Source organism: Capnocytophaga sp. oral taxon 380 str. F0488, assembly GCF_000318255.2.
Classification (GTDB): Bacteria; Bacteroidota; Bacteroidia; order Flavobacteriales; family Flavobacteriaceae; genus Capnocytophaga; species Capnocytophaga ochracea.
The window spans coordinates 20935-37067 of record NZ_KB291203.1 but is presented as its reverse complement, the minus strand read 5'-3'; the positions used below and the strand labels follow the sequence as shown (position 1 = coordinate 37067).

The window sequence follows — 16133 nt, the reverse complement described above, 5'->3', positions numbered from 1 at the left end:
AATTAGGAAATTAGCAAATTTGGAAATGAGAAAAATGGGTTGGTGTGGGGTCTTAGGGAATAGGCACTAGGGGGAGTATGACGGGAACGGGGAATAAATGACGAGTGTTAAATTTGGGGATTTGGGAATTAGTTCGTAATTTTGCCACCTTAAAAGAAAACAATGTCAGAAAAAACATCTCGGACTAAACATACTTTTCGTCAGCTATCGCACTTTGTAAAACCTTATCGTGGGGTATTTATAGCCGTAGCTCTCTTTGCAGTGCTATCGTCTATCTTTTCGACCGCACAACCTTACCTGATAAAAGTAGCGATTGACAGTTATATCACTCCTAAGGATTACGAGGGTTTAGTGCGCATTGTGTACATACTCATAGCTTTACTATGCGCGGAAGTAACAATGCAGTTTCTGTTTTCTTATTACTCTAACTGGCTGGGGCAAACGGTAATACGCGATGTGCGAGAAAAGCTTTTTGCGCACTTGTTGCGCTTTAAGATGCGGTATTTTGACAAATCGTCCATAGGGGTATTGGTAACGCGTGCGGTGAACGATATGGAACGAATAGGCGAAATTTTCAGTTCGGGGCTTTTTGAGATGGCGAGCGATATACTGAAAATGTTTGTTATCACGATTGTAATGTTTGTGATTGATTGGAAATTGGCGCTTATCAGCTATGCTACGATGCCTCTTATTTTGTACTTTACGCGTTGGTTTCAACGTTCAATGAACGCTGCTTTTGTGGAGGTACGTCACCAAGTGGCAAACCTAAACGCCTTTGTACAAGAGCGCATTTCGGGTATTAAAGTATTACAACTTTTTGCGCAAGAGCGCGAAGAATTGGAGAATTTCAAAAAGATAAACGAGAAACACAAACAGGCGTGGCTGAAAACGATATGGTACAACTCTATTTTCTTTCCGATTGGCGACTTGTGTGTATCGATTACCATTGCGCTGATTGTGTGGTTTGGCGGTCGGCAAATTATAGGGGATAACGTGTACGACTTAGGGAATATCTTCCTTTTTATACAGCTTTCGCAACAGTTATTCCGACCCATTAGGCATATAGCCGATAAGTTCAACACTTTGCAGATGGGCATTATCGCTTCTGACCGCGTATTTGCTATTTTGGATACTGAAACGGATTCTGAAACCGGAGGTGAGAAAGAGTTGAAGGAGGTGAAAGGTAATATTAAGTTTGAAGACGTCCGTTTTGAATACGTAGCAGGGGAAGAAATCTTGCACGGCATTAGTTTTGAGGTAAAAGAAGGCGAAACCATTGCGATTGTAGGGGCAACGGGTGCAGGGAAGACCACTATCACTAATTTGCTAAACCGTTTTTACGACTTGACTTCGGGGGCGATTTACATCGATGGGGTAAACATTGAGGAGTATACTCTCAGTTCGCTACGAGAGCACATTGCTACCGTGTTGCAAGACGTATTCCTATTTGCCGATAGTATTTACAACAATATCACCTTGAAAAATCCTGCTATCACCGAAGAGGAAGTGATTGCCGCTGCTAAGAGTATAGGAGTTCACAACTTTTTGATGAGTTTGCCAGAGGGATATTATTACAACGTGAAAGAGCGTGGGGTTATGCTTTCGGCAGGACAACGCCAGTTGATAGCTTTCTTACGCGCCTATGTACACAAACCGCAAATTCTTATTTTGGACGAGGCAACGTCTTCAGTAGATTCGCATTCGGAAAAGCTCATACAAGAGGCTACCGATAAGATGACCGAAGGGCGCACGTCCATCATCATTGCACACCGCCTTACCACCGTAAAAAAAGCTGATAGAATAATAGTATTAGACAAAGGGAAGATAGTGGAAATAGGCAATCACGAGGAGTTATTGCAAATAGAAAACGGCTATTACCGCAACTTGTATGAGGTGCAGTTTTTGGAAGAAGTAAAATACAAGGAGTGAGACTGCGTCTCAGAAATTAGTATAAATGAGGTTCAGAATCAAATAGGTAAAAGGCAATTGAACTGACGTTACATAAAATTTAATTGAAAAAACGCTTAACTATAAATGGCTAAAAAGAAACAACCACAAGAAACACAAAAGAAGAAGAAGGATACTAATAAACCTCAACAGCGCAAATTGGCTTTTGGCGTATTTTTAGTACTGCTATCGCTGTATTTGGTATTTACCTTTTCGTCATTCTTCTTCTCGTGGCAGACTGACCAAAGTGGATGGGCAGATTTGAGCAATCGGGAAGAAATTGCTGACAATATAGGCAGTAAGATAGGAGCCTATTTGGGGCAGTTATTTGTATATAAAGGTTTTGGACTGGCAGTTATCTTTCCTGTGTGGCTTCTATTTCTCTCAGGGATGAAACTTATCCTGAATATGAAAAAGCCATTGCTAAACCGCTGGTTCTGGGGGATTCTGTTAATGGTATTCACTTCAACCGCCTTAGGATTTTTGGGAGGGAAAGCTACCATATTAGCAGGTGTTTCGGGCTATGAACTAAACCATTTTCTACAAGACTATTTGGGCAAATTAGGCACTATACTCCTTTTGGTACTTATTGTGGTACTCTATGGCATTTTCAAACTAAATCTCACTACTGAAAAGGCTGTTGCTTTCTTCCAAAATACATTCTCTAAACTGAAACGCGAAGGAGAAGAAGAACAGGAGCAAGGCGATGAGGAGGAAAACAGCTTTGAAAGTATAGAAAAAGAGCCTAACTCCATAGAATTTACCACTGATGAGGGTGATTTAGACTTTATCATTCCACAAGGTGAAAACGAAAAGTTAGACCCTTTTACCCATAAAAAGGAAATTCCGCGCCTTGATGGACAAGAGGGAGGATTGGAAATCACTAATATTCCCGAAGAGGAACAACCTGATTTTACAGTAACACCTACTCAGCCAACAGAGGCAATAGACCCCGAGACTCTGGCTAAGCAATTGGTAGAGAACTATGGAGAGTATGACCCAACGTTAGAACTTAGCGATTACCGTTTCCCTACACTCGACCTCTTAGACGACCCCAAAGACAGTGGTATTGTTATTAACCAAGAAGAATTGGAGGAAAACAAGAATACAATCGTACAAACGCTGAACGATTACAAAATTAAAATAGAGAAGATAAAGGCGACCATAGGTCCTACTGTTACTCTTTACGAGATTGTACCCGAAGCAGGGACACGTATTGCAAAAATCAAGAACTTAGAAGACGACATAGCCCTTTCATTGGCAGCACTTGGTATTCGTATTATCGCACCTATTCCAGGGAAGGGTACGATAGGTATTGAAGTGCCAAACAAGAAGCCTACAATGGTGTATATGCGCACGATGATTACCGCACCGCGATTCCAACACGCCGAAATGGAACTGCCTATCGCCTTCGGAAAAACAATTAGCAACGAAACTTTTGTAGCCGACCTTACCAAGATGCCTCACTTACTGATGGCGGGGGCAACGGGACAAGGTAAATCGGTAGGGATAAATGTAGTGCTCAGTTCGCTACTCTACAAGAAGCACCCAGCCGAAGTGAAGTTTGTGTTAGTAGACCCTAAAAAGGTAGAACTCTCGATATTTGAGCGTATAGAACGTCACTTCCTCGCTAAATTGCCCGATAGTGAAGAAGCAATTATTACCGATAACAAAAAGGTGGTGAACACGCTGAACTCCCTCTGTATAGAGATGGACAACCGCTACGAACTGCTGAAAAATGCCCAAGTGCGCAACATCAAAGAGTACAATGCTAAGTTTAAAGCGCGACAGCTAAACCCTAACGAGGGACACCGCTTCTTACCTTACATCGTATTGGTGGTAGATGAGTTTGCCGACCTGATAATGACAGCAGGCAAGGAGGTAGAACTTCCTATTGCACGATTGGCACAGCTTGCCCGAGCCATTGGTATTCACTTGATTATCGCTACTCAACGCCCATCGACCAACGTGATTACTGGTATTATTAAAGCCAACTTCCCTACGCGTATTGCCTTTAAGGTAAGCTCTAAAATAGACTCTAAAATCATCTTGGACGGCTCAGGAGCAGAACAGCTCATCGGACGAGGTGATATGCTCTACTCGCAAGGAAATGAACCCGTACGTATACAATGTGCTTTTGTAGATACCCCCGAAATAAAACACATTACCGACTTCATTGGGGCACAGCGCGCTTACCCCGATGCGTACTTGCTACCTGAGTATGTAGGGCCTGAGGGAGAGGGTGTAGATTTAGACTTCGACCCCTCGGAACGTGACCCTATGTTCCGCGAAGCCGCCGAAGTGGTAGTGAATGCTCAACAAGGTTCGGCTTCCCTTTTGCAACGCAAACTGAAATTAGGTTACAACCGCGCGGGTCGCCTCATCGACCAATTAGAACACGCAGGTGTAGTAGGTCCGTTTGAAGGCAGTAAGGCAAGACAAGTGCTCGTGCAGGACATTGTAAGCTTGGATAGATTATTAGACGGGCAATAGTGAAAAATGAAAAAGTTAAGAATCAAAAGTATGAATCAACAACACGATTTTTTAAAATATCAAGCCCCCACCTCACCTTATCCGAGATTGTTGGAGGTAGAACACGCCGAAGGTAGTTATATCTACACTACCGATGGCAAGCGTTATTTAGATTTTGTGGCAGGTGTATCGGCTTGCACCTTAGGGCATTGTCACCCTGCGGTAGTAAAGGCTATCCAAGAGCAGTGCGCTACCTATATGCACGTAATGGTATACGGCGAGTACGTACAAAAACCGGCGGTAGATTTCTGCAAACTTCTCGCTGAACAGTTACCACCAGAGCTCAATACTACCTATTTGGTAAACTCGGGTACGGAAGCTATTGAGGGCTCGGTGAAATTAGCCAAACGCGCTACGGGCAGAACTCAACTCATCGCTGCCAAAAACGCCTACCACGGCAATACACAAGGCTCAATGAGCCTAATGGGCTATGAAGAACGCAAACGCGCTTATCGCCCGCTTATCCCTGATGTAGATTTTATAGAGTTCAACAACGAAGCCGATATCCTCAAAATCACCGAACGTACCGCAGGGGTAGTCTTGGAAAGTATCCAAGGAGGAGCAGGATTTATCGAACCCCAAAACGATTATCTTATCAAGGTAAAACGCCGTTGTGAAGAAGTGGGAGCCCTGCTTATCATCGACGAGATACAACCAGGTTTCGGACGTACCGGCAAGCTCTTTGGCTTCCAAAACTATGGCTTTACCCCCGATATTATCGCAATAGGCAAGGGTATGGCAAGCGGTATGCCAGTAGGGGCATTCGTGTCGTCGTATGAGCGTATGCAACTCTTGGCGCACAATCCTAAAATGGGGCATATCACTACCTTTGGAGGCAACCCCGTGATAGCAGCAGCCTCGTTGGCAACCCTCAACCAGCTACTCACTACCGACCTGATGGCTCAAACCTTAGAGAAAGAGAAACTCTTCCGACAATACTTACAGCACCCTCTTATTGAGAGCGTGAATGGTAAAGGACTGATGTTAGCAGTTATCGTTAAGACTGCCGAAATCGCCGATTTTGTAGTGAATTACTGTCAGGATAGGGGACTCATTGTGTATTGGCTCTTGTTTGAACACCGCGCCGTACGACTTTCTCCTCCACTTACTCTTACAGAAGAAGAAATAAAAGAAGGCTGTGATATTATCTTGGAAGCATTGAATCAAGTAGAGAAATCATTCTAAATTATTGCTATCTACATTTAATTTCATTTTAATCGAAGCTAAAGCGAACCTAAGGCGAATCTAAACCGAAGTTAAGACGAAAAATAGGTGGAATAGAATTAGGAAGCAATCGGTTATAATTGCAATTTATTTATTATCTTTGCCCAAAATAAGTTTTTTGAACTTACTAATTATCCATTGTAAATTGTTAATTGAAAATATATGTCTGCAATCCTAAACTCATTATTAGACAACGATTTTTACAAATTCACTATGCAATGTGGCGTAGTGCAGTTATTTCCTAAAAACAAGGCACGTTACACTTTTATCAACCGTGGCAAACACGAATTCCCCGATGGCTTTGCTGAGGCTTTGAGAGAAGAGGTAAACAATATGGCAAAACTGAAACTTACCAAAGCCGAAAAGCAGTTTTTGATAGATAACTGCCCCTATTTGAGTCCGCTGTATTTAGACTTTTTGGAAGGGTATCGCTATGACCCTTCGGAAGTGCATATCGAACAAAACGGTAGCGACTTGCAGGTAACTGTTGAGGGCTATTGGTATCGCACGATACTTTGGGAAGTACCCCTACTTTCTATAATTAGCGAGCTCTTCTATAAACTCACCAAAGCGACCGCTTGGACAGACGAACAGGTGATAGCTAATACCCGTGAAAAAGAACTATTCTATAAAGAATTAGGAGTGGTATTTGCCGAGTTTGGTACCCGTCGTCGCCATTCGTATCACGTGCACGACATCGTGATGCACACTTTAATGGAAGGCTACAACCAAACCTTTATAGGTTCTAGCAACGTGCATTTTGCGATGAAATACAAGGTAAAACCGATAGGTACTCACGCTCACGAGTGGTTTATGTTCCACGCAGCTGAGTACAGCTACAAAATGGCTAATGCACTCTCTCTCGAACACTGGGTAGATGTGTACCGTGGCGACCTTGGGGTAGCACTATCCGATACGTATACTACCGATGTGTTTTTCAAGCAGTTCGATAAGAAGTTCAGCAAGTTGTTCGACGGTGTGCGTCACGACAGTGGCGACCCTATCGTTTTTGCTGAAAAGACAATAGCACACTACAAAAAGATGGGTATAGACCCACTCTCTAAATACATTATCTTCTCTGACGGACTTAACCCTAAAAAAGTACAAGCAATTACCGAAGCTTGTAAAGGTAAAATAGGTATTTCATTTGGGATAGGTACCGACCTCACTAATGATGTAGGCTTACGCCCGATGAACATAGTGATGAAGCTCACTGGGGTACTTACCAGCGATAACGAGTGGGTACCTACTGTAAAACTTTCAGATGAGCCTAACAAACACACGGGCGACTCAAGAATGATTGAACTCGCAAAAGGAATATTGGCAATTAGCTAATGAGCAAATTGATAAATCGAATTTATGAATTATATATTAATGATTTTAGGGATATTGGTAGCACTGTCGCGTTATCTTTTTCCCAAATACGACCAAGCGTTACTCATCATAGGTATAAGCCTACTGATGATAGGTATCTATCGCATTTCGCGTAACCTACCTTCTAAAAATGAGGAAGATTTTCAAGACCCAGCGACGAAAATAAGAAACCTAGAAGACGAGTGACGAGTGACAAATGATGTTTCGCGTCTCTAAAATGGGACAATTTACAAATTTACAAACTAACAAATTAACTGCCCGTGTGGCTCGCACCTCGCACTGTGAACATAGGAGATTACATAGAAGTATTAGACGATATCATTAAGGGACACATCGTGCGCCTTACGCCTCAGCAGGTAACAGTGCTTACTACTGAAGGCTTTGAATTAACTTACCGCCCTGAGGAAATAATAGTTATTGAAGAGGAAGCGCCTTTAAAAGGTGCTTTTACGAATATAGATGGAGAGAGTTTGCGCAAAGATGTGGTGAGCAAGCGCAAGAACAAATCGCCTCTCACTAAAAAAGAGCGTAACATTCCTCCAATGGAAGTAGATTTGCACATTGAGCAACTGGTCAATTCTACTAGGAATATGACCAACTACGATATGCTTACCCTACAACTCGAAACCGCTCGTCGGCAGTTAGAGTTTGCCATTGCACAGCGTATCCAACGAGTAGTGTTCATTCACGGAGTAGGCGAAGGCGTGTTGCGCACCGAATTAGAATTCCTGTTGGGGCGTTATTCTAACGTTACCTTTTATGATGCCGAATATGCCAAATACGGCGTAGGTGCTACCGAAGTATATATCTATCAAAATGCAAAATAAATGATTCAAGCTACCAATATTCATAAAACTTATAAAGATTTAGAAGTACTCAAAGGCGTATCGGTGAACGTTGCCAAAGGCGAAATTGTATCGATAGTAGGTGCCTCAGGAGCAGGAAAAACTACCCTGTTACACATCTTAGGCACTTTGGACAGTCCTGATACCGATAAGCCATCGTCGTTGGTGATTAATGGTACGGATATATTGTCGTTATCCTCCAAAGCCTTAGCAAAATTCCGCAATGAACACATAGGCTTTATCTTCCAATTTCACCAACTGTTGCCTGAGTTCACTGCTTTGGAGAATATCTGTATTCCTGCACTCATCAAAGGGGTAGGCAGGAAAGAAGCCGAAAAACGCGCAATGGAGCTCTTAGACTTTTTGCACCTTACCTCACGTGCCGATCATAAACCTAATGCCCTTTCAGGAGGTGAACAACAACGAGTGTCGGTAGCACGTGCCCTAATGAATCACCCCTCGGTGGTATTCGCTGATGAACCCAGTGGGAACCTCGATTCTGAAAGTGCTGAAAAACTACACCAACTCTTTTTCCAATTACGTGATGAGTTCCAACAGACTTTTGTAATCGTTACCCATAATGAAGAATTGGCTACTATGGCGGATAGAAAGCTGGTGATGGTAGATGGTCGTATAATGACGAGAGACGAATGACGAATGACGAGGAACAAATAATATTAATCAAAAATGACTTTTTATTATGAAAGAGAATGTTTTAAGGAAAAAGAGTCTTACTTTTGCTGTAAGGATTGTAAATCTCTCTAAATATTTAAGGGAGAATAAAAAAGAATTTACACTATCCGATCAAGTTTTGCGTAGTGGTACTGCTATAGGGGCTATGGTTTATGAAGCAGAAAGAGCAGAAAGTACTCCTGATTTTATTCATAAGATGAAAGTAGCAGAAAAAGAAGCTAATGAAACGCTATATTGGTTAGAACTTTTGAAAGAAACTCAATATATTACAAGAGTTGAACACGATAGTATGAATAACGATACAATTGAACTTATTAAAATGTTAGTAAGTAGTATAAAAACAGTAAGGACAAATTATAAACAACAAAACGCGTAATTCGTAATTATTCCAGATTCTTTCCAAAATTAGGTAGTATCTTTGCAGCGTTAAACTTAAAAACAGATTAAAACGATGAAAAAATTAGTATCAATTATCGCCACTTTTTTATTGACTGTAATAGCAGTACAAGATTTGTCAGCTAAGGACACTCCTATTACTTTTGAACAATTGCCGGCTAAAGCGCAAGCTTTCGTGAAACAACACTTTAAAGTAAATGATATCGCATCGGTATGGAAAGACGACGATTTCCACGACCAAGATTACAAAGTGTATTTTAACGATGGCACTCAAATTGAATTTTATGCCAATGGAGACTGGGAAGAAGTGAAAACTCGCACTCAGGCTGTACCTGCAAAACTCATTCCTAATGGTATCGCTCAGTACGTAAAGAAAACCTACCCTCAAACGGATATCTACAAAATCCAAAAGAAACGCTATGGCTATGAGGTAGAGCTCGCTAACGGACTTGATTTGGAATTCAATGCTAAAGGACAATTTTTAAGAATAGACGACTGATAAAAAGTACCAATTATTTGGTACTTTTTTTATTTTTAGCTACTTTTGTCGCCTTAAACATATCAATTATAAAAAGATGAATACACTAAAAACATTATCAACAGTAGTCTTCTCTTTACTTGCTTTTGGAGTGGCTACCGCTCAAGACGAAGGTCTCGTACCTATAAGTACTTTGCCTGCTAGTGCACAAAGTTTTATTAATCAACATTTTTCTGCTAATAGTATCGTTTCGGTATGGCAAGATACCGAGAAAGGCGAAGTAGAGGACTACACCGTGCTCTTTGCTGATGGCACAGAAGTAGAGTTTCGTGCTGATGGCAATTGGAAAGAAGTGAAATCACGCAACGGACAAGTTTCGCCCAAGATTGTTCCTACAAAAATTACTAAGTATGTGCACAGAAACTACCCTAATGTAATCGTTAAAGAAATTAAAAAAGGGCGTACTAAATACGAAGTAGACCTTTCTAACGGGGTAGAACTCATTTTTAACTTAAATGGTAAATTCTTAAAAATAGACGACTAAAATGAAACGATTTTTATTACTTATCACGGCTGTCCTTACCTTTGGTGCAACTTCAGCACAAGACAAAAAAGTAACTTTTAACGACCTCCCTGCTGATGCTATCAACTTTGTGCGTGAGCATTTCTTGGTAGATCACATCGCTTCGGTATGGAAAGATACCGATTACAACGACGAAGAGTATACCGTCATCTTCCGCGATGGACTTGAAATAGAGTTTAACGGCGACGGTGATTGGAAAGAGCTTAAAGCTCGTCACGGCAAAGTGCCTGATCACGTAGTGCCCGAAAAAATATTAGCACACGTACGAGCCACTTTCCCTTTTGAATCTATTAAAGAAGTATCGCGTAGCCTTAGTAAAAAGAAATATGAAGCAGAACTTACTGACGGTCAAGAACTCAAATTCGACGATAAATTCAATTTTATTGGGGTAAAATAACTATGTACGACCTTCTTATTATCGGTGGAGGAGCTGCTGGCTTCTTCACCGCTATTAATACCGCTGAAAAACACCCTAACTTTAAGATTACTATCCTCGAAAAAAGCAAAGAAGTACTCCACAAAGTGCGCATTTCAGGCGGAGGGCGTTGTAACCTCACCAACGCTACTTTTACTCCTCAAGAACTCGTAAAGAACTATCCTCGTGGCAGTAAGGAACTCCTTAGCCCTTTCCACCGTTTTATGTGTGGTGATACAATAGACTGGTTTGAAGCTCACGGTGTCCCTCTCAAAACTGAAGCTGATGGTCGTGTATTTCCTATTTCTAATACTTCGGAGAGCATTGTAAATTGCTTCCTCAACGAAATAAAAAAACACCATATAGAGCTCTTCACTGAGCAAAATGTACAAGCCTTCTCTCCTACTCCCGAAGGTTGGAAAGTAAGTACGCCCAAGCAGGCCTACATTACTCGAAATGTAGTCATTACCACCGGCAGTAATCCTAAAATATGGCAATTGTTAGCTAATTTGGGGCATACTATCATACCACCAGTCCCCTCGTTGTTTACCTTTCATACTTCCACCCAATGGACGAAAGATCTATCGGGTATTGCTGTAAATGCCTCTGTACGTTTGCTTAGCAAAGAAGGAAAATCACTAAAAATAAGCGAGACTGCTCCACTACTCTTCACTCATACGGGTTTTAGTGGGCCTGCGGTATTGCGCGCCTCGGCTTGGGGGGCTCGCGTGCTTGCTGAATGTAACTACCAATGCTTAATGGAAGTAAATTTCACCGCTAACCTCACAGAGGTGCTTTCTTATGACGAAACGCTCTCTGTTCTCCAAGAGTTTAAACAACACAACGGACGCAAAACAATGCAAAGCTTCTCACTTTTTGAACTCCCCAAACGCTTATGGTCTGCTCTTTTAGAAAATGCTGGTATCTCCCCTGAACAAGTATGGGCAGAACTGAACAAAGCACAATTGCGTCGGCTGGCTGAAGCTCTTACCCAATATCGTTTCCCCATAGAGGGCAAAGCTACCTTTAAAGAAGAATTTGTAACAGCAGGTGGTGTAAAACTCTCTGAAATCAACTTTAAGACTTATGAGAGCAAGCTACATCCTCAGCTCTATTTAGCAGGAGAAGTACTCGATATTGATGCTATTACTGGAGGGTTTAACTTCCAAAATGCGTGGACGGGTGGTTATATCATTGCAGAAAGTATTCAATAATAATCCTATTATAAACTTAATACTTGGCATTATTTTTGTTTTATTTCCATATTATTAATAATAACTATATTTTATGGCAAATATTACGTTTCACGAACAACCAGCTCATACTGTTGGAGAACTTCCCAAAGTGGGTACTATAGCTCCTAATTTTTCAGCTGTAAGGAATGATTTAGCTGAAGTAACACTCAAAGACTTTCAAGGAAAGAAAGTTGTACTAAATATTTTTCCGAGTGTAGATACGGGGGTATGTGCAGCTTCTGTGCGCAAATTTCACGTGGAAGCTTCTAAACTCAGTAATGTAGCTATCCTTTGTGTATCTAAAGACCTTCCTTTTGCACTTACTCGTTTTTGTGCTGCTGAAGGAATAGACAATCTCACTATGCTTTCAGACTTTAGAGGTGATTTTGCAAAGCATTACCCTATTGTCTTTACTGATACTCCCTTAAAAGGGTTATTATCACGTTGTGTAATAGTTTTAGATGAGCAAGGGAAAGTGGTTTATACAGAACAAGTAGCTGAAACCACAGACGAACCTAACTACGTTAAAGCGTTAGAGGCTTTGAAATAGGTAGGGGAACAAATAAAAAAAAGAGGTTATTAGAATACTATTCCAATAACCTCTTTTTTATTTTATATCTCTTATTTGTAACTGCAAACTTACTCTGCCATTCCACTCATTTTCTTCTATTGAATATACTATGCTGAAAGGTCTGCCAGAGGTTACTATGGGGAGTTTATGTGCTAAGTCAAAGCCTACTGCGTCGTAATACGAGGTAGTACCTACTTCTTTTAAGGTGAGTTTTAAGTGTTCTTCATCTTTACCGATACGTTTGGCAAAGCCTGTATCTATTACGTTTTCGGCATAGAAAAGCGGAGGGAGATTTAGAGGACCGAAAGGCTCGAACTGTTTGAGTACGTTATACAACTTTTGGGTAAGTTTGCTCAATGGCAAAGCGGTATCTATAAAGAGTTTGGGAATGCGAAGCGAAGAGTCTATGGTTTGCTTTACTACTTCTTCAAAGGCATTTTTGAAAAGCAGATACTGTTCAGGGCGCAAAGTGAGTCCGGCAGCGTATTTATGACCACCAAACTGCTCCAAATACTCACTGCATTGTTCCAAAGCTTCGTAAATATCAAATCCTTGTACCGAACGCGCTGAAGCAACATACTTATTACCACTCTTAGTAAAGACTACCGTAGGACGATAATAATGCTCTATAAGGCGAGAGGCGACAATGCCTATCACCCCTTTATGCCATTCTTCATTAAACACTACCGACGTATAGTGTTCTTGCTCGCCATTTGCCTCTATTTGGTTGAGAGCTTCGGCGGCGATACTGCTGTCCAGCTCTTTCCTATGTGTATTAAGTGCGTCTATTTCCTTAGCTTTAAGTACAGCTTGTTCTTCATCAGTTTCGGTGAGGAGAGCAACGGCGTATTTGCCGTGTTCTATACGTCCTGCTGCATTCACACGAGGTGCTGCTTTAAACACTACATCGGTTATGGTAATTTTACCTTGATGCTCTCCAAAAAGCGCTTTTACGCCTGCCGACGGATTATTATTGAGCACTTCTAACCCAAAGTACGTTAAGCAACGGTTCTCGCCGTCCATTGGTACGATGTCGGCAGCAGTAGCAACGGCTACTAAGTCTAAAAGGGGAATGAGTTCGCTGAACGGGCGTTGTAAATACTCGTGATAAGCTTGGGCTAATTTAAACCCTAAACCACAGCCACAGAGTTCTTTATACGGATAAGAACAATCAGCTTGCTGGGGGTCGAGCACAGCAATAGCATCGGGTACTTGTTCCGAAGGACGGTGGTGGTCGGCAATAATAAAGTCAATGGCTTTTTCTTTGGCATATTCTACTTTATCAATGGCTTTGATACCGCAGTCGAGCGCAATGATGAGGGTACAACCTTGCGCCTCGGCATAGTCTATTCCTTGAAAAGAAATGCCATAGCCTTCGGTATATCGGTCAGGGACGTAGGGGAGCAATTTAGAAGTGAAGTTGCTGAGATAGCGCTCCATTAAAGAAACGGCGCTAGTACCATCGACATCGTAATCGCCATAGATAAGGATTGTTTCGTTACTTTTTAAGGCTCGATCTAAACGAGCAACGGCTTCTTTCATTCCTTTCATCAGGAAAGGATTATGTAATTGTGAGAGTGTAGGACGGAAGAAATCTTTTGCTTGCTGAAAGGTAGTCACGCCCCGTTGTGCTAAAAGAATCGCCAAAGGCTCACTGATGTTGAGCTCTTGTTGTAAAGTAGCGACAATGGCTTGCGGTGGTAGTGGTTTAAAGTCCCAAAGGTAATTCATTTTATTCAGGTAAGAGATAAGAGGTAAGAAAAAAACTTTGCCAAAGTGTGAAACTTTGGCAAAGTGTGTGATATTATTGCTTGTGTGGCTCGCACTTAGCCTAAGTATGTTTTTAGAATTTTACTACGGGAAGTGTGTTTGAGACGGCGAATAGCTTTTTCTTTGATTTGACGTACACGTTCGCGAGTGAGGTCGAAGGTTTCTCCTATTTCTTCGAGGGTCATTGCGTGCTGGTCGGAAAGACCGAAATACAAACGAACTACATCGGCTTCGCGAGGGGTAAGCGTTTCGAGTGCACGCTCTATCTCGGTGCGCAAAGAATCTAATATTAAAGCTTTATCGGGGTTAGGTGACTCGTTACTGCGAATCACGTCGTAAAGGTTAGAGTCTTCTCCTTCTACCAAAGGTGCGTCCATAGAGATGTGACGACCTGCATTCTTCATAGATTCCTTCACATCATTTACCGACATATCAAGTTCGCGCGCAATCTCTTCGGCTGAAGGTACGCGTTCATTGGCTTGCTCGAGGTAAGCATACATCTTGTTAATTTTGTTGATAGAACCTATTTTATTCAGCGGTAAGCGCACAATACGCGACTGTTCGGCTAAGGCTTGGAGAATAGATTGACGAATCCACCATACGGCGTAGGAAATGAATTTGAATCCACGGGTTTCGTCGAAGCGTTGTGCTGCTTTAATGAGCCCTAAGTTCCCTTCGTTAATAAGGTCGGGCAGGGTAAGCCCTTGGTTTTGGTATTGTTTAGCTACTGATACCACGAAGCGCAAATTGGCTTTGGTGAGTTTTTCTAAGGCGGCTACATCGCCTGCCTTAATGCGTTGTGCCAATTCTACCTCTTCATCGGCAGTTATCAAATCTACACGACCAATCTCTTGCAAATACTTATCAAGAGACGCAGTTTCACGGTTGGTTACCTGTTTGGTAATTTTTAGTTGTCTCATTCAGAAAAAATCCTTAATTTTGTCGATTCTTATACGCATATTATACGTATAGTATTATAGAGATGTTACAAAATCTTTTAATTTTAACATTACTTTAACAGATGAAATATAGTTTTATTATCCCTATATACAATCGCCCTGAGGAACTTGACGAACTGCTAAACAGCCTTGTATCACAAACTTACGAAGGTGATTTTGAAGTAGTAGTGATAGAGGACGGCTCTACTATTACCTCAGAGCAGATATGTAAAAAATACCAAAACGATTTGTCGATTACTTATCTTTCTAAACCTAATACAGGTCCGGGCGACTCGCGCAATTACGGTATGCAACGCGCTCAACACGATTATTTTCTCATTTTAGATTCCGATTGCATTTTGCCTTCTCATTATTTGGAAGCGGTAGATGACTTCTTGCAAGCCCATTATGTAGATTGTTTTGGGGGCTCGGATACTGCTACCGATGACTTTACCGATATTCAGAAAGCTATTAACTATACGATGACTTCTTTGCTGACTACGGGGGGCATTCGCGGTAGCCAAAAGCGTATTCAGCGGTTTGAACCTCGCAGTTTTAATATGGGTTTATCGCGTAAAGCTTTTGAGGCGACGGGAGGTTTTGGGAAAATACACCCTGGTGAAGACCCTGATTTGGTGATACGCCTTTGGGAAAAGGGTTTTGATTCGGCTTTTATTCCTACCGCTTTTGTGTTTCACAAACGGCGCATTTCGTGGGCGAAATTCCGTACCCAAGTGAGCAAATTTGGACAAACGCGGGCTATCCTTAACCATTGGCACCCGCAAACGCACAAGCTGACTTTTTGGTTGCCTACTTGCTTTGCCTTGGGACTTTGTGGTGCTATACTGTTAGCCTTTTTTGGACACATCGCTCCCTTGCTTGTATACGCTTCTTATTTTATATTGATAGGGTGGGACAGTGCCCGAGAGAACCGCAGTGTGAAGATAGGATTTTTATCGGTTTGGGCACTTCTGGTACAGTTTTTTAGTTATGGTTGGGGATTTCTCAGAGCAACATTAAAAATAGCTTTCGTTAAGAAACCAATCGAAACTCTTTTCCCGCATTTATTCTTTAAATAACCTCTTTTTTAGTAGTAGGGAGCTTATAGAAAGCTTATAGGAAGCTTATACGA

At 41.7% G+C, this 16133-nt stretch carries 16 protein-coding genes; 14 read left to right on the top strand and 2 right to left on the bottom strand.

Translation table 11 applies throughout. The annotated features are described in order from the left end of the window. Nucleotides 1-162: 162 nt before the first annotated feature. The 13 genes from HMPREF9078_RS06345 (at nt 163) to tpx (ending at nt 12272) form a co-directional block, all read left to right on the top strand. On the top strand, nt 163-1929 hold the full coding sequence (locus HMPREF9078_RS06345) for an ABC transporter ATP-binding protein (RefSeq protein WP_009419869.1): 1767 nt from the start codon (nt 163-165) through the stop codon (nt 1927-1929). 105 nt (nt 1930-2034) lie between these two features. Continuing rightward, on the top strand, nt 2035-4440 hold the full coding sequence (locus HMPREF9078_RS06340; RefSeq protein WP_009419868.1) for a DNA translocase FtsK: 2406 nt from the start codon (nt 2035-2037) through the stop codon (nt 4438-4440). Nucleotides 4441-4470: 30 nt separating this feature from the next. After that, the gene (locus HMPREF9078_RS06335; RefSeq protein WP_034543110.1) at nt 4471-5664 is read left to right on the top strand and encodes an aspartate aminotransferase family protein; all 1194 of its coding nucleotides are present in this window, start codon (nt 4471-4473) and stop codon (nt 5662-5664) included. 201 nt (nt 5665-5865) lie between these two features. After that, nucleotides 5866-7038 carry a nicotinate phosphoribosyltransferase gene (gene pncB / locus HMPREF9078_RS06330; RefSeq protein ID WP_009419866.1) on the top strand — a complete coding sequence of 391 codons (1173 nt, stop codon included), beginning with the start codon at nt 5866-5868 and terminating at the stop codon, nt 7036-7038. 24 nt (nt 7039-7062) lie between these two features. Beyond that, entirely contained in the window at nt 7063-7263 is a 201-nt protein-coding gene (locus HMPREF9078_RS06325; protein ID WP_009419865.1) for a hypothetical protein, read from the top strand. A 95-nt stretch (nt 7264-7358) separates the two neighbouring features. Then, nucleotides 7359-7904 (top strand): Smr/MutS family protein, encoded by a 546-nt coding sequence (locus HMPREF9078_RS06320; protein WP_034543107.1) that lies wholly within the window; start codon nt 7359-7361, stop codon nt 7902-7904. Continuing rightward, nucleotides 7905-8576 carry an ABC transporter ATP-binding protein gene (locus HMPREF9078_RS06315; protein ID WP_009419863.1) on the top strand — a complete coding sequence of 224 codons (672 nt, stop codon included), beginning with the start codon at nt 7905-7907 and terminating at the stop codon, nt 8574-8576. 46 nt (nt 8577-8622) lie between these two features. Beyond that, complete coding sequence (locus tag HMPREF9078_RS06310; protein ID WP_009419862.1) at nt 8623-8991, top strand: four helix bundle protein; 369 nt, start codon at nt 8623-8625, stop codon at nt 8989-8991. A 75-nt stretch (nt 8992-9066) separates the two neighbouring features. Further along, nucleotides 9067-9510 (top strand): PepSY-like domain-containing protein, encoded by a 444-nt coding sequence (locus HMPREF9078_RS06305; RefSeq protein ID WP_009419861.1) that lies wholly within the window; start codon nt 9067-9069, stop codon nt 9508-9510. 76 nt (nt 9511-9586) lie between these two features. Then, nucleotides 9587-10033, top strand: coding sequence for a PepSY-like domain-containing protein (locus HMPREF9078_RS06300; RefSeq protein WP_009419860.1), 447 nt, complete (start codon nt 9587-9589; stop codon nt 10031-10033). 1 nt (nt 10034) lies between these two features. Beyond that, on the top strand, nt 10035-10469 hold the full coding sequence (locus tag HMPREF9078_RS06295; protein ID WP_009419859.1) for a PepSY-like domain-containing protein: 435 nt from the start codon (nt 10035-10037) through the stop codon (nt 10467-10469). A 2-nt stretch (nt 10470-10471) separates the two neighbouring features. Further along, nucleotides 10472-11701 (top strand): NAD(P)/FAD-dependent oxidoreductase, encoded by a 1230-nt coding sequence (locus HMPREF9078_RS06290; protein ID WP_009419858.1) that lies wholly within the window; start codon nt 10472-10474, stop codon nt 11699-11701. Between the two features lie 73 nt (nt 11702-11774). Beyond that, nucleotides 11775-12272 carry a thiol peroxidase gene (gene tpx / locus HMPREF9078_RS06285; protein WP_002673532.1) on the top strand — a complete coding sequence of 166 codons (498 nt, stop codon included), beginning with the start codon at nt 11775-11777 and terminating at the stop codon, nt 12270-12272. Nucleotides 12273-12329: 57 nt separating this feature from the next. On the opposite strand, the gene recJ is transcribed toward tpx, so the two are convergent. Both recJ and HMPREF9078_RS06275 read right to left on the bottom strand, forming a co-directional pair. Beyond that, nucleotides 12330-14024 carry a single-stranded-DNA-specific exonuclease RecJ gene (recJ, locus tag HMPREF9078_RS06280; RefSeq protein ID WP_009419857.1) on the bottom strand — a complete coding sequence of 565 codons (1695 nt, stop codon included), beginning with the start codon at nt 14022-14024 and terminating at the stop codon, nt 12330-12332. Nucleotides 14025-14119: 95 nt separating this feature from the next. Further along, nucleotides 14120-14983 (bottom strand): RNA polymerase sigma factor RpoD/SigA, encoded by an 864-nt coding sequence (locus HMPREF9078_RS06275; protein ID WP_002673542.1) that lies wholly within the window; start codon nt 14981-14983, stop codon nt 14120-14122. 101 nt (nt 14984-15084) lie between these two features. Between HMPREF9078_RS06275 and HMPREF9078_RS06270 the strand changes: the two genes are divergently transcribed. Further along, nucleotides 15085-16080 carry a glycosyltransferase family 2 protein gene (locus tag HMPREF9078_RS06270; RefSeq protein ID WP_009419856.1) on the top strand — a complete coding sequence of 332 codons (996 nt, stop codon included), beginning with the start codon at nt 15085-15087 and terminating at the stop codon, nt 16078-16080. The last annotated feature ends 53 nt before the right edge of the window (nt 16081-16133 follow it).

Coding starts and splice junctions, on each gene's coding strand:
- HMPREF9078_RS06345 (WP_009419869.1), top strand. CDS start 163: ATGTCAGAAAAAACATCTCGGACTAAACATACTTTTCGTCAGCTATCG.
- HMPREF9078_RS06340 (WP_009419868.1), top strand. CDS start 2,035: ATGGCTAAAAAGAAACAACCACAAGAAACACAAAAGAAGAAGAAGGAT.
- HMPREF9078_RS06335 (WP_034543110.1), top strand. CDS start 4,471: ATGAATCAACAACACGATTTTTTAAAATATCAAGCCCCCACCTCACCT.
- pncB (WP_009419866.1), top strand. CDS start 5,866: ATGTCTGCAATCCTAAACTCATTATTAGACAACGATTTTTACAAATTC.
- HMPREF9078_RS06325 (WP_009419865.1), top strand. CDS start 7,063: ATGAATTATATATTAATGATTTTAGGGATATTGGTAGCACTGTCGCGT.
- HMPREF9078_RS06315 (WP_009419863.1), top strand. CDS start 7,905: ATGATTCAAGCTACCAATATTCATAAAACTTATAAAGATTTAGAAGTA.
- HMPREF9078_RS06310 (WP_009419862.1), top strand. CDS start 8,623: ATGAAAGAGAATGTTTTAAGGAAAAAGAGTCTTACTTTTGCTGTAAGG.
- HMPREF9078_RS06305 (WP_009419861.1), top strand. CDS start 9,067: ATGAAAAAATTAGTATCAATTATCGCCACTTTTTTATTGACTGTAATA.
- HMPREF9078_RS06300 (WP_009419860.1), top strand. CDS start 9,587: ATGAATACACTAAAAACATTATCAACAGTAGTCTTCTCTTTACTTGCT.
- HMPREF9078_RS06295 (WP_009419859.1), top strand. CDS start 10,035: ATGAAACGATTTTTATTACTTATCACGGCTGTCCTTACCTTTGGTGCA.
- HMPREF9078_RS06290 (WP_009419858.1), top strand. CDS start 10,472: ATGTACGACCTTCTTATTATCGGTGGAGGAGCTGCTGGCTTCTTCACC.
- tpx (WP_002673532.1), top strand. CDS start 11,775: ATGGCAAATATTACGTTTCACGAACAACCAGCTCATACTGTTGGAGAA.
- recJ (WP_009419857.1), bottom strand. CDS start 14,024: ATGAATTACCTTTGGGACTTTAAACCACTACCACCGCAAGCCATTGTC.
- HMPREF9078_RS06275 (WP_002673542.1), bottom strand. CDS start 14,983: ATGAGACAACTAAAAATTACCAAACAGGTAACCAACCGTGAAACTGCG.
- HMPREF9078_RS06270 (WP_009419856.1), top strand. CDS start 15,085: ATGAAATATAGTTTTATTATCCCTATATACAATCGCCCTGAGGAACTT.